The sequence below is a fragment of the Micromonospora sp. WMMD737 genome (genome assembly GCF_049179055.1).
Taxonomy (GTDB): Bacteria; Actinomycetota; Actinomycetes; order Mycobacteriales; family Micromonosporaceae; genus Micromonospora; species Micromonospora reichwaldensis.
The window spans coordinates 6,200,863-6,219,018 of sequence record NZ_JBMHMH010000001.1; the positions used below are offsets into that span (position 1 = coordinate 6,200,863).

17 protein-coding genes are annotated in these 18,156 nt (G+C 73.6%); 8 read left to right on the forward strand and 9 right to left on the reverse strand.

The features are described 5' to 3' along the window. Window positions 1–50: 50 nt before the first annotated feature. The 3 genes from ACN27A_RS27650 to ACN27A_RS27660 all read right to left on the reverse strand — a co-directional run bounded on the left by ACN27A_RS27650 (window position 51) and on the right by ACN27A_RS27660 (window position 2,670). Entirely contained in the window at window positions 51–587 is a 537-nt protein-coding gene (locus ACN27A_RS27650; protein ID WP_421457473.1) for a PepSY domain-containing protein, read from the reverse strand. Window positions 588–700: 113 nt separating this feature from the next. Continuing rightward, entirely contained in the window at window positions 701–1,978 is a 1,278-nt protein-coding gene (locus tag ACN27A_RS27655; RefSeq protein WP_421457474.1) for an ATP-binding protein, read from the reverse strand. Continuing rightward, complete coding sequence (locus tag ACN27A_RS27660; RefSeq protein WP_151453606.1) at window positions 1,975–2,670, reverse strand: response regulator transcription factor; 696 nt, start codon at window positions 2,668–2,670, stop codon at window positions 1,975–1,977. Before ACN27A_RS27660 ends, ACN27A_RS27655 begins: the two co-directional genes overlap by 4 nt. 102 nt (window positions 2,671–2,772) lie before the next feature. Between ACN27A_RS27660 and ACN27A_RS27665 the strand changes: the two genes are divergently transcribed. The 3 genes from ACN27A_RS27665 (at window position 2,773) to ACN27A_RS27675 (ending at window position 5,736) form a co-directional block, all read left to right on the forward strand. Next, window positions 2,773–3,258, forward strand: coding sequence for a septum formation initiator (locus tag ACN27A_RS27665; protein ID WP_421457475.1), 486 nt, complete (start codon window positions 2,773–2,775; stop codon window positions 3,256–3,258). Window positions 3,259–3,501: 243 nt separating this feature from the next. Beyond that, entirely contained in the window at window positions 3,502–3,894 is a 393-nt protein-coding gene (locus ACN27A_RS27670) for a cupin domain-containing protein (RefSeq protein ID WP_121399025.1), read from the forward strand. A gap of 45 nt (window positions 3,895–3,939) precedes the next feature. Beyond that, window positions 3,940–5,736 carry a glycoside hydrolase family 15 protein gene (locus ACN27A_RS27675; RefSeq protein WP_421457476.1) on the forward strand — a complete coding sequence of 599 codons (1,797 nt, stop codon included), beginning with the start codon at window positions 3,940–3,942 and terminating at the stop codon, window positions 5,734–5,736. 15 nt (window positions 5,737–5,751) lie between these two features. On the opposite strand, the gene ACN27A_RS27680 is transcribed toward ACN27A_RS27675, so the two are convergent. Both ACN27A_RS27680 and ACN27A_RS27685 read right to left on the reverse strand, forming a co-directional pair. After that, window positions 5,752–6,945: a threonine synthase gene (locus ACN27A_RS27680; RefSeq protein ID WP_151453609.1), complete on the reverse strand. Its 1,194-nt coding sequence runs from the start codon at window positions 6,943–6,945 to the stop codon at window positions 5,752–5,754. 16 nt (window positions 6,946–6,961) lie between these two features. Continuing rightward, complete coding sequence (locus ACN27A_RS27685) at window positions 6,962–8,023, reverse strand: DNA polymerase ligase N-terminal domain-containing protein (protein WP_421457478.1); 1,062 nt, start codon at window positions 8,021–8,023, stop codon at window positions 6,962–6,964. Between the two features lie 93 nt (window positions 8,024–8,116). Between ACN27A_RS27685 and ACN27A_RS27690 the strand changes: the two genes are divergently transcribed. The 3 genes from ACN27A_RS27690 (at window position 8,117) to ACN27A_RS27700 (ending at window position 10,211) form a co-directional block, all read left to right on the forward strand. Continuing rightward, the gene (locus ACN27A_RS27690; RefSeq protein WP_393167705.1) at window positions 8,117–8,905 is read left to right on the forward strand and encodes an aldo/keto reductase; all 789 of its coding nucleotides are present in this window, start codon (window positions 8,117–8,119) and stop codon (window positions 8,903–8,905) included. 176 nt (window positions 8,906–9,081) lie between these two features. Continuing rightward, window positions 9,082–9,246, forward strand: a complete 165-nt coding sequence (locus ACN27A_RS27695; protein ID WP_165947736.1) for a hypothetical protein — start codon at window positions 9,082–9,084, stop codon at window positions 9,244–9,246. After that, window positions 9,246–10,211: an N-acetylmuramoyl-L-alanine amidase gene (locus tag ACN27A_RS27700; RefSeq protein WP_421457479.1), complete on the forward strand. Its 966-nt coding sequence runs from the start codon at window positions 9,246–9,248 to the stop codon at window positions 10,209–10,211. Before ACN27A_RS27695 ends, ACN27A_RS27700 begins: the two co-directional genes overlap by 1 nt. A gap of 70 nt (window positions 10,212–10,281) precedes the next feature. Here ACN27A_RS27700 and ACN27A_RS27705 read toward each other — a convergent pair whose 3' ends face one another. After that, entirely contained in the window at window positions 10,282–11,424 is a 1,143-nt protein-coding gene (locus tag ACN27A_RS27705) for a GH12 family glycosyl hydrolase domain-containing protein (RefSeq protein ID WP_393167710.1), read from the reverse strand. Between the two features lie 300 nt (window positions 11,425–11,724). On the opposite strand from ACN27A_RS27705, the gene ACN27A_RS27710 reads away from it, so the two are divergent. Further along, window positions 11,725–12,834 carry an FAD-dependent monooxygenase gene (locus tag ACN27A_RS27710; RefSeq protein ID WP_421457481.1) on the forward strand — a complete coding sequence of 370 codons (1,110 nt, stop codon included), beginning with the start codon at window positions 11,725–11,727 and terminating at the stop codon, window positions 12,832–12,834. 157 nt (window positions 12,835–12,991) lie between these two features. Further along, window positions 12,992–14,752, forward strand: a complete 1,761-nt coding sequence (gene ctaD, locus ACN27A_RS27715) for a cytochrome c oxidase subunit I (protein WP_132233840.1) — start codon at window positions 12,992–12,994, stop codon at window positions 14,750–14,752. Window positions 14,753–14,975: 223 nt separating this feature from the next. Here the strand turns inward: ctaD and ACN27A_RS27720 are convergent, their stop codons facing one another. The 3 genes from ACN27A_RS27720 to ACN27A_RS27730 form a co-directional block, all read right to left on the reverse strand. Continuing rightward, complete coding sequence (locus tag ACN27A_RS27720) at window positions 14,976–16,193, reverse strand: MFS transporter (RefSeq protein WP_421457482.1); 1,218 nt, start codon at window positions 16,191–16,193, stop codon at window positions 14,976–14,978. 65 nt (window positions 16,194–16,258) lie between these two features. Next, entirely contained in the window at window positions 16,259–16,840 is a 582-nt protein-coding gene (locus tag ACN27A_RS27725; RefSeq protein WP_421457484.1) for an isochorismatase family protein, read from the reverse strand. Window positions 16,841–16,854: 14 nt separating this feature from the next. Continuing rightward, window positions 16,855–18,141, reverse strand: a complete 1,287-nt coding sequence (locus tag ACN27A_RS27730; protein ID WP_421457485.1) for a nicotinate phosphoribosyltransferase — start codon at window positions 18,139–18,141, stop codon at window positions 16,855–16,857. Window positions 18,142–18,156 lie beyond the last annotated feature (15 nt).

Consider the following 18,156-nt stretch of genomic DNA (forward strand, 5'->3'; position numbering starts at 1 on the left):
GACGACGCCGCCGCCCCGCGGTGCGGGACGGCGGCGCTACCGGCGACGGGTCAGTCGTCGTCGCCGTCGTCGTCGTCCGAGTCGTCATCGTCGTCCCGGTCGTCGTCGTCATCGTCGTCGTCGACCGGCTCCTGCTCGGCCTTGACCACCGAGCCGTCGCCCCGGTCGACGTCGATCTCGTGCTCGGTCTGCCCGGCCACGATCTCGACGCTCCACACGGCCCGGCCGTCCTCGTCCTCGCGCTCGACCTCGACGATCTTGCCGCCGCCCGCCCGGGCCAGCGCGATCTCGCCGGCCCGCTGCTCGCTCACCGCGTCGTCGCCGGTGGCCGGCGCAGCACTGCCCGACGGGGAGCCGGGCGTCGCCGGGGTGCCGCTGGTGGTCGGCGCGCCGCTCGTCGCCGGGGCGCTGCTCCCGGTGCCGCTCGGGGTGCCCGGCGTGGCCGGGGCCGTCGGGGCGGTGGTGGCGGCCAAGGTGGTCGCCCGGGCCGTGCCGTTGTCGGCCGCCGCGACGCCGAAGGTCGCGCCGGTCACGACGAGCACGGCCGCGCCTCCGAGCGACGCCAGCATCAGGGACTTGCGCTTCATCTCGTTCACCCTTCCTCGGTTGCTGGTTCCCAGGATCGCGCCCGCCCGGATAGCACCACGCTGCCCGAACGCTAAGGCCGGGTTAAGCCTGTCCGGGCGCGACCGGAGGAGGGTCAGGACGGGGGCGGGCCCAGTTCGAGGCGTACCTCGGCGCCCCCGGAGGGCGCGGCGTGCAGGGTGAGGCGGCCACCGCTGGACTGGGCGGCGCGGCGGGCGATGTCCAGGCCCAGACCGGTCGAGCCGGCGGTGCTCGCGCCCCGGCCGATCGTGCCGGGCGGCATCCCCGGACCCTCGTCCGCCACGACCAGCGCCGCCCGGCCCGCCTCCTGCGCCGTCAGCCGGACGGCGAACGCGGTGCCGTCCGGAGTGTGCGCGAAGACGTTGCCGAGCAGGGCGTCCACCGCCGCCGCCAGCTCGTCGGCGGGCACGCCCACCGGCAGCGGTCCCGGCGCCAGGTCGAGCGTCACGGCCCGCCCGGTGTCCTCGGCCAGCACCGACCAGAACGCCACCCGCTCGGCCACCACGGCCGCCGCGTCGGCGCTGGCCGCCCCGGCCGTCGGCACCCGCCACCGGGCCTGTCGGATCAGGCCCGTGACCGCCCGCTCCAGCCCGTCCACGGCCGCGGTCACCCGGGCGGCGTCCTCCGGGTCGCGCAGCGCCTCGGCCTCCAGACGGAGCGCCGTCAGCGGGGTACGCAGGCGGTGCGAGAGGTCCGCGACCTCCTCCCGCTCCTGCACCAGCAGCACCTGGATCCGGCCGGCCAAGTGGTTGAGGGCGCCGGCCACCTCGCGCAGCTCGCGCGGCCCGGCCGGCTTTACGCGCGCGGCCAGCTCCGCGTTCGCCAGCCGGTGCGACACCGCCGAGAGTTCACCGATCGGCCGGACCAGGGTGCGCGCCAGCCGGTCGGCGACGGCCAGCCCGATCAGCACCAGCAGCACGCCGAGCAGGGCCAGGACCAGCCAGGACCGGGTCACCCCGGCGGTCAGCTCGGCGGGCGGGACCACCGTACGGATCACGCCGGTGCCGTCCGGACGCCCCTGCACGGCGATCACCACCTCCCGCCCCCGCCCGGACTCGGCGGTGAGGCTCTGCCCCCGTTCGGCGAGCGCCACGGCGGCCGTACGGGGGGCCGGGGCGCCGAGCACCGTGCCGTCGGGCAGGAACACCGTCACCGGCCGCGCCGACTCCGTGGCCAGCTGGTCGACGGTCAGCCGGATCGTCGCGGTGTCAGCGGTGCCGACGACGGTGACGAGGCTCTGCGCGTCGGCCGTGGCCCGCACGGTGGCCCGGTCCGCCGCGACCGTACGCACCAGCAGCGCCAGCGGCACCAGGAAGGCGACCAGGGTGAGCACGCTGACCGCGGCGACCAGCAGCGTCAGTCGGGCCCTCATCCGGCGCTCCCCGGCGCTTCGAGCCGGACCCCGACGCCCCGCACGGTGTGCAGGTAGCGGGGCGCCTGCGCGCTCTCCCCGAGCTTGCGTCGCAGCCAGGACAGGTGCACGTCCACGGTCTTGTCGGCGCCGCCGTACGGGACCCGCCACACCTCGGCGAGCAGCTCCCGCTTGGTGACCACCTGGCCGGGCCGGCCCGCGAGGTGGTGCAGCAGGTCGAACTCGCGCGGGGTCAGCTCGACGGGCGCACCGTCCAGGGTGACCTGCCGCGACCGCGGGTCGACCCGCAGGCCGCCCACCACCAGTGCCGGGTCCTCCTCCGGGGCGGACCCGCTCCCGCGCCGCAGCACCGCCCGGATCCGCGCGTCGAGCTGCGCGGCCGTGAACGGCTTCACCACGTAGTCGTCCGCCCCGGCGTCGAGCACCCCGACGATCTCGGTCTCGTCGTCGCGGGCGGTCGCGACGATCACCGGCACGGCGCTGACCGCGCGGAGCATCCGCAGCAGCTCGCGGCCGTCCAGATCGGGCAGTCCCAGGTCGAGCACCACCAGGTCGGGCCGGTCGTCCAGCGCGTCGCGCAGGCCGGTCATCGCCGTCGAGGCGGCGGCCACCGCGTGCCCCCGCTCGCGCAGTGCCCGCAGCAGCGGCGTACGGATCGTCAGGTCGTCCTCGATGAGCAGCAGGCGGGCCACAGGTGGCAGGCTAGCCGCCACGCGGCGCGCCGGCCCGGACGTTAACCCTCCCTTAGCCTCGTCCGGTGCTCGTCCCAACCTCGGATCGGTCAGACTCGGGGAATGCGCCGCCGTTCGTTCCTCGCCGTCGCCGGTTGGCTGGCCACCGCCGCCCTCGCCACCCTGATCGGGGTGGCCGCGATCCGGTGGGTGGGGGAGAGCATCGCCGGCACCCCCGGCGGGGTGCTCAGCCAGGAGGAGATCGAGCGCGCCCTGTCCTCGCCCAGGCCCACCGTCCCCGGGGCCGGCGGACCGTCGTCCCCGGCGGCGGGCGGGACCGACGGGCCGCCGTCGCCGGGAGCGAAGGGCTCGACCCCGGCGGGAGCACGTCGGGCCTTCGCCACGACGGGTGGCAGCGCGGTGGTCGAGTGCGGGCCGGGTGGGGTACGGCTGGTCTCCTGGACGCCCGCGCCGGGCTACCGGGTCTCGGACGCGGAGCCGGGGCCGGACGACGACGTGGAGGTCGCCTTCGCCGGCCCGTCCGGGGAGTTCGAGCTGAAGCTGCGCTGCGTGGGGCTGGAGCCGGTGTCGGTCGAGGACGACGACTGAGCCGGACACGAGCGCGCGGCGCCGTTCGGATCCCGGGGATCGGAACGTCGCCGCGCTCTGGCCGTCTCCCACCACCGCAGCCGTACGGCGGTACGCCGGCGGGGACCTGGCTCGACCGGCCACCGTGCGCCGGCTACTCCCTCGATCCCCGCCCGTCAGGGATCGAAACCCCCGAGGAGTGGCGAATTCCACCATCTGCGAGTCCCGGCGTGGCGTCGGGCCGTAGCGGGTATGTGCGTCGGCATGGAGCATTTCACTATCGCGACCGTCGCCGAGAAGAGCCCGGACTTCCGGCGGGTGCTGTGGACCGGTGAGCACACCCAGCTGGTGATCATGACGATTCCGCCGGGTGGCGAGATCGGCGAGGAGGTCCACGAGGACATCGACCAGATCCTGACCTTCGTCAGCGGTACGGGCGAGGCGCAGGTGGCGGGGGAGAAGCGCGAGGTCGTGCAGGGCGACCTGGTGGTGGTGCCGGCCGGCACGAAGCACAACTTCGTCAACACCGGCCCCAACCCCCTGGTGCTCTACACGGTCTACGGCCCGCCCGAGCACGCCGACCAGGCGGTGCACCGGACCAAGGAGGAGGCCGACGCCGCCGAGGCCGCCGGCGAGGACGAGCCGCCCACCTCCTGACCGTCGGTGCCGCCTGAGGCGGCCGCAACGGGGTACCCGCAGCGGGTGGACCAACTGGCGATCTCCGACTACGGGTTCCTCTCCGACTGCCGTTCGGGCGCCCTGGTCGGTCGGGACGGCTCGATCGACTGGTGGTGTCCGGACCGGTTCGACTCCCCGTCGGTCTTCGGCCGCGTGCTCGACACGGAGGCCGGGCACTTCCGGCTGGCGCCCACCGCCGCCGGGCTTCCCGGGCACCGGGTGGAGCGGGCGTACGTGGCCGACACGCTGGTGCTGCGCACCGTGCACCACACGCCGGAGGGGAGCGTCGCGGTCACCGACGCGCTCGCCGCCGAGCTCGGCGCCCGCGGCCACCAGCTGGGGATGAACTCCCCGGCGGTGCTGCTACGGGTCGTGGAGGGACTGGCCGGGCGGGTGCGGATGTCGCTCGACTTCCGCCCCCGCCCGGAGTACGGCCTGCTCACCCCGTACCTGCACGGGCAGCCCGACGGCGGGGTGCTGGCCGCGGCCGGCCCGGTCGTGCTGGCCCTGCACACCGGCGGGGTGAAGCCGCACGTCGACCGGGACCGGGTCCGGCAGGAGTTCGAGGTCTCCGCCGGGCAGGTGGTCGGCTTCGACGTGGCGTACGGGCAGGCGTACGGGACGGCGCCGGCCCGGCTGGAGCCGGTGGCCGCGCTCGCCGAGACGGTGCAGGCCTGGCAGGCGTACCGCGAGTCGCACCACTACGACGGCCGCTACCGGGAGCAGGTCCGGCACAGCGCGACCGTGCTCACCGGCCTCACGTACGCCCGCAGTGGCGCGGTGGTCGCGGCCCTGACCACGTCGCTGCCGGAGCGGATCGGCGGCGACCGCAACTACGACTACCGCTACTCGTGGCTGCGCGACTTCGCCATGACGCTGCGCGCCCTCTGGGTGGCCGCCTGCCCGTCCGAGGCGTCCCGGCTCTTCGCCTGGGCGGCCCGCTCGATCGGCCGGGTCGGCCCCGACCCCGTGCCCGTGCTCTTCGGCCTGGAGGGGGAGCGGGACGTCTCCGAGCACGAGTGCGCCCACCTGCGCGGCTACGGCGGCAGCCTGCCGGTGCGGGTCGGCAACGACGCCTGGCGGCAGCGCCAGCTCGACGTGCCGGGCGAGGTGCTCTCGGCGGTCTGGCAGCTGCGCGACCACCTCGGGGAGTCGTTCGACACGGAACTGCGCGAGATGGTGCTCGGCCTGGCCGAGCAGGTCGCCGCCACCTGGCACCTGCCGGACCGGGGCATCTGGGAGACCCGGGACACCGACCGGCACTACCTCACGTCGAAGGTGCTCTGCTGGGTGGCGCTGGACCGGGCGGTGCGGCTCGCGCCCCGGCTCGGCGACCGGGCCGACGCCCGGCGGTGGGCGAGGATCCGCGACGAGATCCGGACCGTCGTGCTGCGCGACGGCTGGCACGAGCGGACCGGCGCGTACGGCGGCGCGTTCGGCTCGCCGGAGCTGGACGCCTCCGTGCTGCTGCTGCCGCTGGTGGGCTTCCTGCCGGCGACCGACCCGCGGATGCGCGCGACCATCGAGGCCGTCGAGCGGGGGCTGGGCGCCGGGGAGGGACTCCTCCGCCGCTGGGACACCGACCCGGCGGGCTTCCTGCCCTGCTCGTTCTGGCTGGTGGAGTGCCTGGTCCTGGCCGGTGAGCAGGGCCGGGCCGAGGCGCTCTTCGAGCGGCTGCTCGGGCACGCCAACGACATCGGCCTGTTCAGCGAGCAGATCGACCCGCGTACCGGCGCGCAGGTCGGCAACACCCCGCAGGCGCTGTCGCACATCGGCCTGGTCAGCGCCGCCTGGCGGCTGACCGACCCCACCACGGACTGACAGCGGGTAAGGACGTCAGGCCGGCAGCACCGGTACGTCGGTGACGTCCACCGTCTCCGGGTACTTCACGCCGGCCCCGGTGTTGAGCACCACCACGCGTTCGCCGGCCCGGATCCAGCCGCCGGCGCGCAGGTGCCGGGCGGCGGTCAGGCAGGCGGCCCCCTCCGGGCAGAGCAGCAGCCCTTCGCGGGCGGCGAAGTCCCGCAGGTCGGCCAGGATCTCGGCGTCGTCCACGGCGATCGCGGTGCCGGCGCTGGCGCGCAGCGCGTCGAGGATCAGCTCGTCGCCGAGCGGGGCCGGCACGGTGATGCCGAACGCCACGGTGTGCGCGTCGGCCCAGGGGCGCGCCCGCTGCTCACCGGCGGCGAAGGCGCGGACGATCGGCGCGCAGCCCGTCGACTGCACCGCGACCAGGCGGGGCAGCTTGTCCTCGATCCAGCCCAGCTCGCGCAGCTCGTGCAGCGCCTTGTGGATGCCGATCAGGCCGACCCCGCCGCCGGTCGGATAGATGATCACGTCCGGCACCTGCCAGCCGAGCTGCTCGACGATCTCGTACCCCATCGTCTTCTTGCCCTCGAGCCGGTACGGCTCCCGCAGCGTGCCGGCGTCGAAGATCGCGCCGCCGGAGCCGGCGACCAGCCCCGCGACGTGCCGCCCGGCGTCGCCGATCAGCCCGTCGACCAGGCGCAGGTCGGCTCCGGCGGCCACGCACTCGCGCCGGCAGATGGCCGGCGCGTCCAGCGGCATGACGATGGTCGCGCCCAGCCCGGCCCGCGCGGCGTAGGTGGCCCAGGCCGCGCCCGCGTTGCCGTTGGTGGGCATGGCGATGCGCGTCACGCCCAGCTCGCGGGCCCGGCTGACGCCCACCGCCGCGCCGCGCGCCTTGAACGAGCCGGTGGGGGTCAGCCCCTCGTCCTTGACCAGCAGGTCCGCGATGCCGATCTCCGCGCCGTAGGTCGGGGTGCGCAGCAGCGGCGTCCAGCCCTCGCCCAGCGTGGTCTCGTGCCGGGGGTCGGCCACCGGCAGCAGCTCGCGGTAGCGCCACAGGTCGGCCGGGCGCAGGGGGAACCGTTCCGGGGTGAGCACCTTCGCCACCGCCGCCAGGTCGTAGCGGGCCAGCAGCGGGGATCCGCAGTCGCAGAGGTTGGTCAGCTTGGCGGCGTCGTGCTCCCGCCCGCAGCGCGGGCACTCCAGGTGCGTCAGGTACACGATGCTCCTCGCCGTCTCAGCTCGTGTCTCGGCTCGCGTCGATGCTCAGCCAGCGCCGGCTGCGCCCGCCCGGCTCGTAGACCGAGTCAAGGCGCTTCGCCACCACCCCGGGCAGCCCCTGCTCCCGCCCGGTCCGCAGCGCCTCCCGGCCGGCACCGGGAAACCACGGCGGAGTCTGCCAGTGCGGGCCGGCGAGCGCCAGGCCGTCGAGCAGCTCCCGGCGCTGCGCGTACGGCAGGTCGAGGCTGGTCACGCCCTCCATCCAGAGCAGATCGAAGATCAGGTACTGGGCGTCGGGGGTCCGGCGTCCGCCGCGCGCCGGCCGCACCCGACCGGCCCGGTCGATGCGCACCAGGACGCCGTCCAGCACGGCCTCGGTGGGCGCCAGCTCCTCGGCCAGCTCCCGCAGCCAGGGGTACGTCCCGGAGACGTCCTCGTCGTCCTCCGCGAGCAGCCGCAGCCGCCCACCCGAGACGTACGCGACCGCGCGCAGCCCGTCCCAGCGCAGCTCGTAGCCCCATTCCGGCTCGTCCGCCGGCAGTTTCGCCGCCCGGGTGGGGTGCATCGGGCGGACCAGCTCCGGCATGCTCGTCCAGCCCTCCGGCGGCGGGTCGGTGCGCCGGACCATCCAGTCCCGCCCGCTCCTGCCGCCGGTGGCGAAGAGGACGTACCGCCCGGAGGTGCGCTCGCCGTCCAGCACGACGATCACCTCGTCGTCGCGCCACTTCTCGCAGTGGTAGGTGCCCCGGTCGTGGACGGTCATCCGGCCGCCGCCGTACTCGCCGGCCGGGATCTCGCCGTGGAAGTCGAGGTATTCCATCGGGTGGTCCTCGGTGTGCACGGCGAGATGGTTGCGGCCGGCGTCGCGGGGCAGCCCGCGCGGCACCGCCCAGGAGGCCAGCACCCCCTCGTGCTCCAGGCGCAGGTCCCAGTGCAGGCTGCGGGCGTGGTGCTGCTGGATCACGAACCGGGCAGTGCCGTCGGCGGTCCGCTTCCTCCTCGGGGGGCGCTCCGGCACCGGCTCCGGGGTGCGCGCCGCGTCCCGTCTGCGCCGGTACTCCTCCAGCGGGTCAGCCACATCCGCATTCTCCGGCAATCCGCGCCGACCTGCCCGGCGCCCGGGTGTCCGGTCGCCCGGGAATGTCGTGGGTCATCACGGGTAGACCGCGGCATGGACCACGAGGACCAGCCCACCGTTGCGCTCCCGGGCGAGGTGCGGATGCCCCTGCTCGGCTTCGGCACCTGGCAGGCCACCGGCCAGGCCGGGTACGACGCGGTGCTCGCCGCGCTCGACGCCGGCTACCGCCACGTCGACACCGCCACGATGTACGGCAACGAGGAGGAGGTCGGTCGGGCGGTCCAGGAGAGCGGGCTGCGCCGCGAGGACGTCTTCGTCACCACCAAGCTGCCGCCGGATCGCGTCGGACGGGAGCGGGAGACGCTCGAGGCCAGCCTGACCGCGCTCGGCACCGACCACGTCGACCTGTGGCTGATCCACTGGCCGCCGGAGAACCCGGCGGACAACATCCCCGTCTGGCGCGAGCTGCTCGCCGCCCGGGACGAGGGGCTCGCGCGCGCGGTGGGGGTGAGCAACTACGGCACCGGGCAGCTCGACGAGCTGATCCAGGCGACCGAGGAGAACCCGGCCGTCAACCAGATCCGGTGGAGCCCCTCGTTGTACGACCGGCAGCGGCACAAGGAGCACCGGGACCGGGGAGTGGTGCTGGAGGGTTACAGCCCGTTCAAGACCAGCGACCTCGCCCATCCGGTGCTGACCCGCATCGCCGCCGCGCACGACGTCTCCCCGGCCCAGGTGGTGCTCCGCTGGCACGTCGACCACGAGATCGTGGTCATCCCCAAGTCGGTGACCCCGGAGCGGATCCGCGTCAACGCCGACATCTTCCACTTTTCGCTGACCGCCGAGGAGATGCGCGACATCGACGCCCTCGGCAACCCCTGACGAACCCCTGCCGGCGTCGGGAGCGGGGCCCGGTCGGGGGTCAGCCGTTGCCAATTTCCTTCAGCCTGAATAGGGGCGATGAAGGGTATCGACATAGATGCTCGTGACGATATACCGTGCGCGTCACCAGTTCATCGATGAGTCGGAACCCCTCCGCCCTTGTCTGAAGGAGCGCCATGAACGCGTCACGACCCGCCCGCCTCCCCCGACGCGGGGTGCTGGGCATGTCGGCCCTGGTGGCCACCGCGGTGGCCGTAGCCGCCAAGCCCGCCACGGCGAGCGCCGCGCCGCTCGCCGCGCCGAAGGCCGAGTGCCTCGCCGACCTGCTCGGGGAGTCCTGATGGCCACCATTCCCTGGCTGGTGGACGTCCTGCGGGGAGCGGGCGTCCAGGTCGTCACCCACGGCGACTGGGTCAACCGCATGCGTCCCGGCTCGTTCGACCCGATCGGTGTGCTCTGGCACCACACGGCCGCCACCTCCAGCGCCAGCAACCCGCACCCGGCGCTCAACATCTGCATCAACGGCCGGTCCGACCTGCCCGGCCCGCTCTGCCAGGCCCTCGTCGACTACCACGGCGTCTTCCACGTCATCTCCGCCGGCCGCTGCAACCACGCGGGCGTCAGCCGGGGCAGCGGGCCGATCCCCGCCGGCGACGGCAACACCCTGATGATCGGGTGGGAGATCGACTACAACGGCGTCAACCAGGAGATGACGGCGGCGCAGTACAACGCGTCGATCGCCGCCACGGCCGCCGTGCTCAAGCGGTTGGGCAAGGACGCCAGCTACGCCCGGGGCCACCGCGAGACGAGCACCAGCGGCAAGATCGACCCGTCCTTCATCGACCTGAACACGATGCGCGCCGACGTCGCCGCGAAGATGTCGGGCGGCGTCCCCGCCTGGAGCTCCGTGGTGGACAACTCCACCGCCGGCCGCTTCACCGCCAGCGCCAGTTGGGGCACCTCGGCGTACTCGGCCCAGCGCTACGGGACCGACTACCGCTTCGCCCAGCCCGTCGCCGCCAGCGACGCCGCCTGGTACAAGTTCAACGTGCCGGCGACCGCGAACTACCGGGTCGACGCGTGGTGGCCGGCGGTCTCCGGCTACAACACCGCGACGCCGTACATCGTGGCCACCACCACCGGCAACCGGACGGTCATCGTCAACCAGGCGGCGACCGGCGGGCAGTGGCGCTCCCTCGGCACGTTCACGCTGCCGGCCGGGGACGCCAACCGGGTCGCGGTCAGCCGGTGGAGCTCCGCCGCCGGCCTCGTCATCGCCGACGCCGTCCGGCTCACCCGGGTCTGACCCGGCCGGCCCTGAGACACGCGACGTCCGCCAGGCACCGGGGTGGCCCGGCGGACGTCGCGTCCGGCGTTCAGGAGCGCGAGCAGGCGGTCCCGTTGAGGGTGAAGCTGGTCGGGGACGCGTACGCGCCGCTCAGCGTGCCCTGGTAGCCGAAGCTGGCCGTGCCGCCCGGGGCGAGCGAACCGTTCCAGCTGATGTTCCGCGCGGTCACCGCCGAGCCGCTCTGACTCACCGTGGCGTTCCACGAGCTGGTGATCTGCTGCCCGGCCGGCAGGTTGTAGGCCAGCGTCCAGCCGTTGATCGGGCTCGACCCGGTGTTGGTGATCTGCACGTCGGCGGTGAAGCCGTTGCTCCAGGAGTTCGGCGTGTACTTCACCGCGCATCCGGCACCGCCCGGCGGGGGAGTGCTCGGCGGGGGCGTGGTGGGCGGCGCGGTCGTGGGCGGCGGGTTGCCGCCGCCGTTTACCGCCGCCGAGAACGACGTCACCGCGAGGCCGGCGCCGCCCTGCCACGGCTCGAAGCCGGCCTGGATGCTGGTCAGGTACCAGGAGTTGGTGATCGCGCCCCGGTTGCGGGTGTCGTTGATGAACGCCAGCAGGTTGAGGTTCGCGCTGCTGATCGCCGACGGGGCCAGGTACGAGATGACGTTGTTGGAGCCGTTGCTGCCGCGCCACACCTCCCAGCTCCGCCCGTCGATGGTGGCGGTGCCGACCGGGGAGCCGATGGGCTGGATCGGCCCCTGCCGGTTGAGCCAGATCATGATCTCCATCTGGTTCACCCCGTCCCGCTTCGGCGACGGGTCCAGCCAGATGTCGTACGAGGCGTTGTAGACGGCGTTGCTGACGTACCGGTAGGCGATGCTGCTCGTGGCGCTGCTGATCTGGCTGACCTGGATCGGCAGGTTGGTGCCGGGGGAGCAGTTGGTGTAGTGGCAGCCGAGGAAGATCGACGGGTACGCGGTCGGCGCGCCGTTGGTCGGGTTGCTGCCGTTCTGGGTGGTGATCTCGAAGCCGCTGCCGGTGACGTTGATGCACTGCTGGGCGGTGGTGCCCCAGCGGTTGTTCTGCACCACGTAGCGGCCCTGGATGGTGGTGGAGCCGTATTGCTCGCAGATCTGCGTGTCGGCGCTGGCGGTGCCGCCGAGGGCCACGGCGACGATCGAGCCGGCGGCGAGCAGCGCGGCTGCCGCGAGGGCCCGGAGTGGACGTTTCATGATGCTCCTTCGGCTTCGGCGCGGAACGCCGGACGGAGTCGGATGGGGCCGGGAGCGCTCCCACAGCCCTTCGACACATTTACATCTCTGAAACCGCAGCGCAACGGGCCTGGGGTATTGGAGAGGTAAGTGAGGTTTGTCACGCCCAAGTCGCTCGGTGGGCAGGTGGTCCCCCGAAGCAGGCGCGGCGGGCGCCGAGGAGTGTTTCGTCTGGGACGATTGACTCTGGTGTGTGCCGATTGCGCCGAGTAGTGTCTTGCCTCCAACGCGTGCCGAACCCCTCCGGAGGCGTACACCACCATGGGTGGCTCTCCCCTGCGCATCCTCGTCGTCGGCGCGGGCATCGCCGGTCTGGCCGTGGCCCGGGCGCTGCGGATGGCGGGCTTCCGCCCCGACGTCACCGAGAGGCTGCCCCCGGGCGAGAACGCCGAGACCGGTCTCTACCTACCCGGCAACGCGGCCCGGGCGCTGTGCCGCCTCGACCTCGACGGGCCCGTACGCCCGCTCGGGCACGTCATCCACCGGCAGCGGTTCCTCGACGCAACCGGGGCGCCGCTGTGCGAGGTGGACCTCGACGCGCTCTGGTCCGGGGTCGGCGAGTGCCGGGCGCTGCCCCGGACGGAACTGCACCGGGTGCTGCTCACCGGTGCGGGCGGCGCCGTCCGGCACGGCGCCGAGGTGCGCGCCGTCGACCTGCTGCCGGACTCCGTCGGCGTCACCTTCGTCGACGGCACCGCCGCCGAGTACGACCTCGTCGTCGGCGCCGACGGGCCGCGCTCCTCGATCCGGGCCCTGGCCGCGCTCGGCGGTCCGCCCCGACCCGCCGGCCAGGTCGTCTACCGCAGCGTGGTGCGCGACGGGCCCCCGGTCGCCGAGTGGACCGCCCTGCTCGGCCAGCGCGCCGGCTTCCTGGTGGTGCCGATCGGCGCCGGGCGGCTGCACTGCTACGCCGACGAGGCCGGCACCGTCGCGCCGGCCGACCCGACGGCCCGGCTGCGCGAGCTCTTCGGCGACTACGGCGGGCCGGTGCCCGCCGTGCTGGAGGCGCTGGACCGGGTGCACGTCGGGGTCACCGAGGAGGTGGAACTGGGCTGCTGGTCCCGGGGGCGGGTGCTGCTCGTCGGGGACGCCGCGCACGCCACCGCACCGACGCTGTCGCAGGGCGCGGCGATGGCGCTGGAGGACGCCGTGGTGCTCGCCGACTCCCTCCGCGCGGCCGGAGGCGACGTCGAGGCGGCTCTGGCGGCGTACGAGAGTCGTCGTCGCCCGCGTACGCGATGGGTGCGGGACCGGACCCGGGACCGCAACCGGACCCGGGACGTGCCGCCGGCGCTGCGCGACCCGCTGCTGCGCGGGCGCGGCGACCGGATCTTCGGCGAGCACTACCGGCTGCTGCTCGGCCCGCTGTAGCGGCCGGCGGCCGAGGGCCCGGTGCGCCGGGGTCGTGCAGGCTACCCGCCCACCCCACGCGGCGTAGCCACCTGCCGGGGACTATCCTCCTTGCGGATGACGGCCCGCAGATAACCAGCGCGTGCCGAGCGGGACAACCCAGAACCGGAGGCCACTCGTGACCACCGTCGCACCCAAGCCGGTCGTGACCCGGCCCTGGCCGGTCCGAGCGCCGGTCAAGGGGTCGGCCATCGCGCGGCTGCTGCGTACCACGGACGCGAAGCAGATCGGGATCATGTACATGGTCACCGCGTTCGCGTTCTTCATGATCGGTGGCCTGATGGCCCTGATCATGCGGGCCGAGCTGGCCCGGCCCGGGCTGCAGTTCCTGTCGCCCGAGCAGTACAACCAGCTGTTCACCATGCACGGCACGATCATGCTGCTGTTCTTCGCGACGCCTATCGTGTTCGCCTTCGCGAACTACGTGGTGCCGCTGCAGATCGGCGCGCCCGACGTGGCGTTCCCCCGGCTGAACAGCTTCGCCTACTGGCTGTTCCTCTTCGGCGGCACGATGACCATGGTCGGCTTCCTCACCCCGGGTGGCGCGGCCGACTTCGGCTGGACCGCCTACGCGCCGCTGAGCTCCGTCGAGCACTCGCCCGGCGTGGGCGCGAACCTGTGGGTCGTCGGCCTGGTCATCTCGGGTCTGGGCTCGATCCTCGGCGCGGTCAACGTGATCACCACGATCCTGACCCTGCGCGCGCCCGGCATGACGATGTTCCGGATGCCGATCTTCACCTGGAACATCCTGGTCACCGGTCTCCTGGTGATCCTGGTCTTCCCGCTGCTGGCCGCCGCGCTGATGGCGCTCGCCGCCGACCGGCTCCTGGGCGCCCACGTCTACGACCCCGCGACCGGCGGGCCGATGCTCTACCAGCACCTCTTCTGGTTCTTCGGCCACCCCGAGGTGTACATCATCGCGCTGCCGTTCTTCGGCATCATCTCGGAGATCATCCCGGTCTTCTCCCGTAAGCCGATCTTCGGCTACAAGGGCCTGGTCGCCGCGACCATCGCCATCGCCGGTCTGTCGATGAGCGTCTGGGCGCACCACATGTTCTCCACCGGCCAGGTGCTGCTGCCGTTCTTCAGCTTCCTGAGCTACCTGATCGCCGTGCCGACCGGTATGAAGTTCTTCAACTGGATCGGCACCATGTGGCGCGGCCAGATCAGCTTCGAGACGCCGATGCTCTTCTCGATCGGCTTCCTGGTCACCTTCCTCTTCGGTGGTCTCACCGGCGTGCTGCTGGCCAGCCCGCCGATCGACTTCCACCTGCACGACTCGTACTTCGTGGTGGCCCACTTCCACTACGTGCTCTTCGGCACGATCGTGTTCGCCGTCTTCGCCGGCATCTACTTCTGGTTCCCGAAGATGTTCGGCCGGATGCTCGACGAGCGGCTGGGCAAGGTGCACTTCTGGCTGACCATGATCGGCTTCCACACCACGTTCCTGGTGCAGCACTGGCTGGGCAACGAGGGCATGCCGCGCCGGTACGCCGACTACCTGCCCGGCGACGGCTTCACCACGCTGAACATGGTCTCCACCATCGGCGCGTTCATCACCGGCATCTCGACCCTGCCGTTCATCTGGAACTGCTGGAAGTCGTACAAGGCCGGCCCGGTGGTCGAGGTCGACGACCCGTGGGGTCACGGCAACTCGCTGGAGTGGGCGACCAGCTCCCCGCCTCCGCTGCGGAACTTCGACCGGATGCCGCGGATCCGCTCCGAGCGGCCGGCGTTCGACCTCAAGTTCCCGGAGCTGGCGGCCGGCGGCCAGAGCCTGGCCGGCCCGCCGGAGGGCGGCGCCAAGCCGCTGACCAGCGAGTCCGACGGCGGTGCCAGCTACCGCGAGGACACCGCGAGCGACGCCGACCGGCGCTGAAGCTCCGCACCACGTACGACGGGCGCCACCCCACCCGGGGTGGCGCCCGTCGCCGTTGCGAGGGGTAAGCCCCGGCCGACGGCCCGACGGCCCTCGTAGGTCTGTCAGGACCGGCCCGTGCCAGGGAGGTCGGGAAGCCAGGGCCGCCGAGCCAGGGCCGCCGGGCCAGGGACGACTGAGTCAGGGCCGCCGGGCCCGAGCGTCGGGCCGGGGGGCGCCGGGGTCAGCTGGCGGGGGCCGGGACGAGTTCGGGGGTGGGTGCGAGGGTGGCGGCGGTGCGGCGGCGGCGCAGCTCGATCGGGAGCACGGCCAGCGCCACCAGCGCCCCGACCGCCCCGGTGACCGCGAAGCCCCAGGCCGGTGCGGAGGCGTCGATGACGGCGCCCGCGAGGGGCGCGCCCACCGCCATGCCGATCGTGACCGCCGAGCCGTGCAGGCCCATCGCCTCGCCGCGTACGGAGGCGGGGACCAGCCGGCTGACCGCGTCCGAGGTGGCCGCGATGGTCGGCGCGCAGAGCGCCCCGGCGGGGATCAGCGCCAGGCAGAGCAGCCACCAGTGCGCTCCGCCCAGCCCGACCGGGATGGTGCAGAGACTGAGCGCGGCCATCAGGATCAGCGGCGGGAAGGAGCGGGTGACCGCCCCGTACGCGAAGCCGCCGACAAGCGACGCGACCGCCCAGACGGCGAGGACGGCGCCCGTCCACCCGACGTCGCCGTTCTCCCGCAGCACGGCGACCACCGCCACGTCGGTGCCGCCGAGCACCAGCATGCCGGCGGCGCTGACCGCCAGCACGGCGAGCAGGCGCGGGGTGAGCCACGACCGGCGGGGCACCCGCGGCTGCGGCCCGGCCGGCTCGCCGCCGCCGCGCACGGGCGGGTTCAGCACCCAGAACGCGACGCCGGCGGCGACGATGCCGGCGCCCACCAGGTGGAGCGTGGTGCGCGGGGAGATCGCGGTGGCCGCCGCCACGGCCAGCGCGGGGCCGACCATGAACGACAGCTCCACCGACATCGAGTCCAGCGCGTACGCGGGGCGGCGCCGCTCCGGCGGCACCATGGCGGCGATGGACTGCCGGATCACCGAGAAGATCGGCAGGGCGAGCGAGCCGGCCAGGAACGCGGCGGGCAGCAGCACCGGGTACGGCAGCATCGGCGCGGTGGACCAGAAGGCGGCCTCGGCGATCCCGGTCAGCACGAGCACGGGCCGCAGGCCGCGCCGGTCGACCAGGCGGCCGAGCAGCGGGCCGCCGATCGCGGCTCCCACGGTGACCGCCGCGCCGACGAGCCCGGCCGCTCCGTAGCCGCGCCCGAGGTCGAGCACGACGTAGAACGTCAGGGTCACCCCGGTCGCGGTGAGCGGGACGCGGGCGAGCACCGACACCAGCAGCAACGACCGGAGACCGGGCAGGGCGAGCGCCTCCCGGTAAGGCTTCAGGTTCATGTCGGTGCGTACCTCCGCCGGACATCCTCGGCCGGAGGTACGACACCCGCCAACGAATTACGGCCTCATGCGGCCCTGATCACAGGCTCCCCGCGCAGGGTCACCCCGGCGCCGTCCATCGCCCGCAGTGCGACGTCCGTGGTGGGCGGGGCGACGGCGGCGGTGAGGTCCAGCAGGACGGTGGTGGCGAAGCCCTCCCGGGCGGCGTCCAGGGCGGTCGCCCGTACGCAGTGGTCGGTGGCGATCCCCACCACGTCGACCCGGTCCACGCCGTGCCGGCGCAGCCAGTCGGCCAGGCACTCGCCGTCCTCGGCGTGCCCCTCGAAGCCGGAGTACGCGGCCGCGTACTCGCCCTTGTGGAAGATCGCCTCGATCCGGTCGGTGGCCAGCTCGGGGTGGAACTCCGAACCCGGGGTGCCCACCACGCAGTGCCGGGGCCAGGAGTCGACGAAGTCCGGCGGATCGCCGAAGTGGGCGCCCGGGTCGATGTGGTAGTCCTTCGTCGCGACGACGTGGTCCCAGCGGTCCGGCTCGGCGGCGAGGAGCTGGGTGATCCCGGCCGCCACGCCGGCCCCGCCGCCGACGGCCAGGGAGCCGCCCTCGCAGAAGTCGTTCTGCACGTCCACGATGATCAACGCGTTGCTCACCTGCTGCTCCTTCGTCAGTCGGCCGGGACGACCGTGACCGGGATGGCCGGGTCGCCGGCGGAGAGCTTGAGGCCCTCCCAGGGGATGGAGATCAGGCACTGTCGCAGGTGCTCCCGCGACTCGTCCAGACTCGGCCGGTCGACCGGCTCGCCGCCGGCCAGGAACGAGTGCTGGAGCAGCCGGTCGTTGGGCCGGGGATCGGGCACGCCCTGCGGCACGACGATCTCCTCGGTGGCGGTGCCGGTCGGCTTGTGCCGGCGTACGGCCACCTTCCGGCCGCCGATGGTGGCCTTGTGCTCGGAGCGCTTGACCACCGGGCGGCCCTCGACCTCGACGAGCTTGTAGACCAGCCCGGCGGTCGGCGCGCCGGAGCCGGTGACCACGGCGGTGCCCGCGCCGTACATGTCGACCGGTTCGGCGGCCAGCGAGGCGATGGCGTGCTCGTCGAGGTCACCGGAGACGATGATCTTGGTCTCGGTGGCGCCCAGCGAGTCGAGCAGCTCGCGGGACTGCTGCGCGATCACCGCCAGGTCGCCCGAGTCGATCCGCACCGCCCGCAGGTCGGGCCCGGCCACCGCGATCGCGTTGCGGATGCCCTGGCTGATGTCGTACGTGTCGACCAGCAGCGTGGTGTCCTTGCCCAGCGTGGCGACCTGCGAGGCGAACGCGGCCCGCTCGTCGGAGTGCAGCAGGGTGAACGCGTGCGCGGCCGTGCCGGCGGTCGGGATGCCGTAGCGCTGCCCGGCGGCGAGGTTCGAGGTGAACCGGAAACCGGCCAGGTACGCGGCCCGCGCCGCGGCCACCGCCGCCTCCTCGTGCGCCCGCCGGGAGCCCATCTCGATGAGGGTCCGCCCGCGCGCCGCGGTGACCATCCGCGCGGCGGCGGCGGCCACGGCGCTGTCGTGGTTGAGCACGGAGAGGATGAGCGTCTCCAGCACCACGCACTCGGCGAAGCCGCCGGAGACGGTGAGGATCGGCGAGCTGGGGAAGAACAGCTCGCCCTCCGCGTAGCCCTCGATGTCGCCAGTGAAGCGGTAGTCGCGCAGCCAGGCGGCGGCCTGCTCGTCGACCACCCCGGTACGCCGCAGGAAGTCGACCTCGTCGGCGTCGAAGCGGAAGTCGCGGATCAGCTCCATCAGCCGGCCCGTGCCGGCCACCACCCCGTAGCGACGACCGGCGGGCAGCCGGCGGCTGAACACCTCCAAGACGCAGCGGCGGTCGGCGGAGCCGTCGCGGAGGGCGGCACTGACCATGGTCAGCTCGTAGTGGTCGGTCAGCAGCGCGGGGCGAAGGGTGCTCACCGCCCCAGCCTAGGG

Bases quoted from the DNA above. Each gene is read 5' to 3' on its own strand.
- ACN27A_RS27710 (WP_421457481.1), top strand. From the start codon at position 11,725: ATGGGTGGCTCTCCCCTGCGCATCCTCGTCGTCGGCGCGGGCATCGCC.
- ACN27A_RS27700 (WP_421457479.1), top strand. From the start codon at position 9,246: ATGGCCACCATTCCCTGGCTGGTGGACGTCCTGCGGGGAGCGGGCGTC.
- ACN27A_RS27655 (WP_421457474.1), bottom strand. From the start codon at position 1,978: ATGAGGGCCCGACTGACGCTGCTGGTCGCCGCGGTCAGCGTGCTCACC.
- ACN27A_RS27690 (WP_393167705.1), top strand. From the start codon at position 8,117: ATGGACCACGAGGACCAGCCCACCGTTGCGCTCCCGGGCGAGGTGCGG.
- ACN27A_RS27670 (WP_121399025.1), top strand. From the start codon at position 3,502: ATGGAGCATTTCACTATCGCGACCGTCGCCGAGAAGAGCCCGGACTTC.
- ACN27A_RS27720 (WP_421457482.1), bottom strand. From the start codon at position 16,193: ATGAACCTGAAGCCTTACCGGGAGGCGCTCGCCCTGCCCGGTCTCCGG.
- ACN27A_RS27650 (WP_421457473.1), bottom strand. From the start codon at position 587: ATGAAGCGCAAGTCCCTGATGCTGGCGTCGCTCGGAGGCGCGGCCGTG.
- ACN27A_RS27695 (WP_165947736.1), top strand. From the start codon at position 9,082: ATGAACGCGTCACGACCCGCCCGCCTCCCCCGACGCGGGGTGCTGGGC.
- ACN27A_RS27665 (WP_421457475.1), top strand. From the start codon at position 2,773: ATGCGCCGCCGTTCGTTCCTCGCCGTCGCCGGTTGGCTGGCCACCGCC.
- ACN27A_RS27705 (WP_393167710.1), bottom strand. From the start codon at position 11,424: ATGAAACGTCCACTCCGGGCCCTCGCGGCAGCCGCGCTGCTCGCCGCC.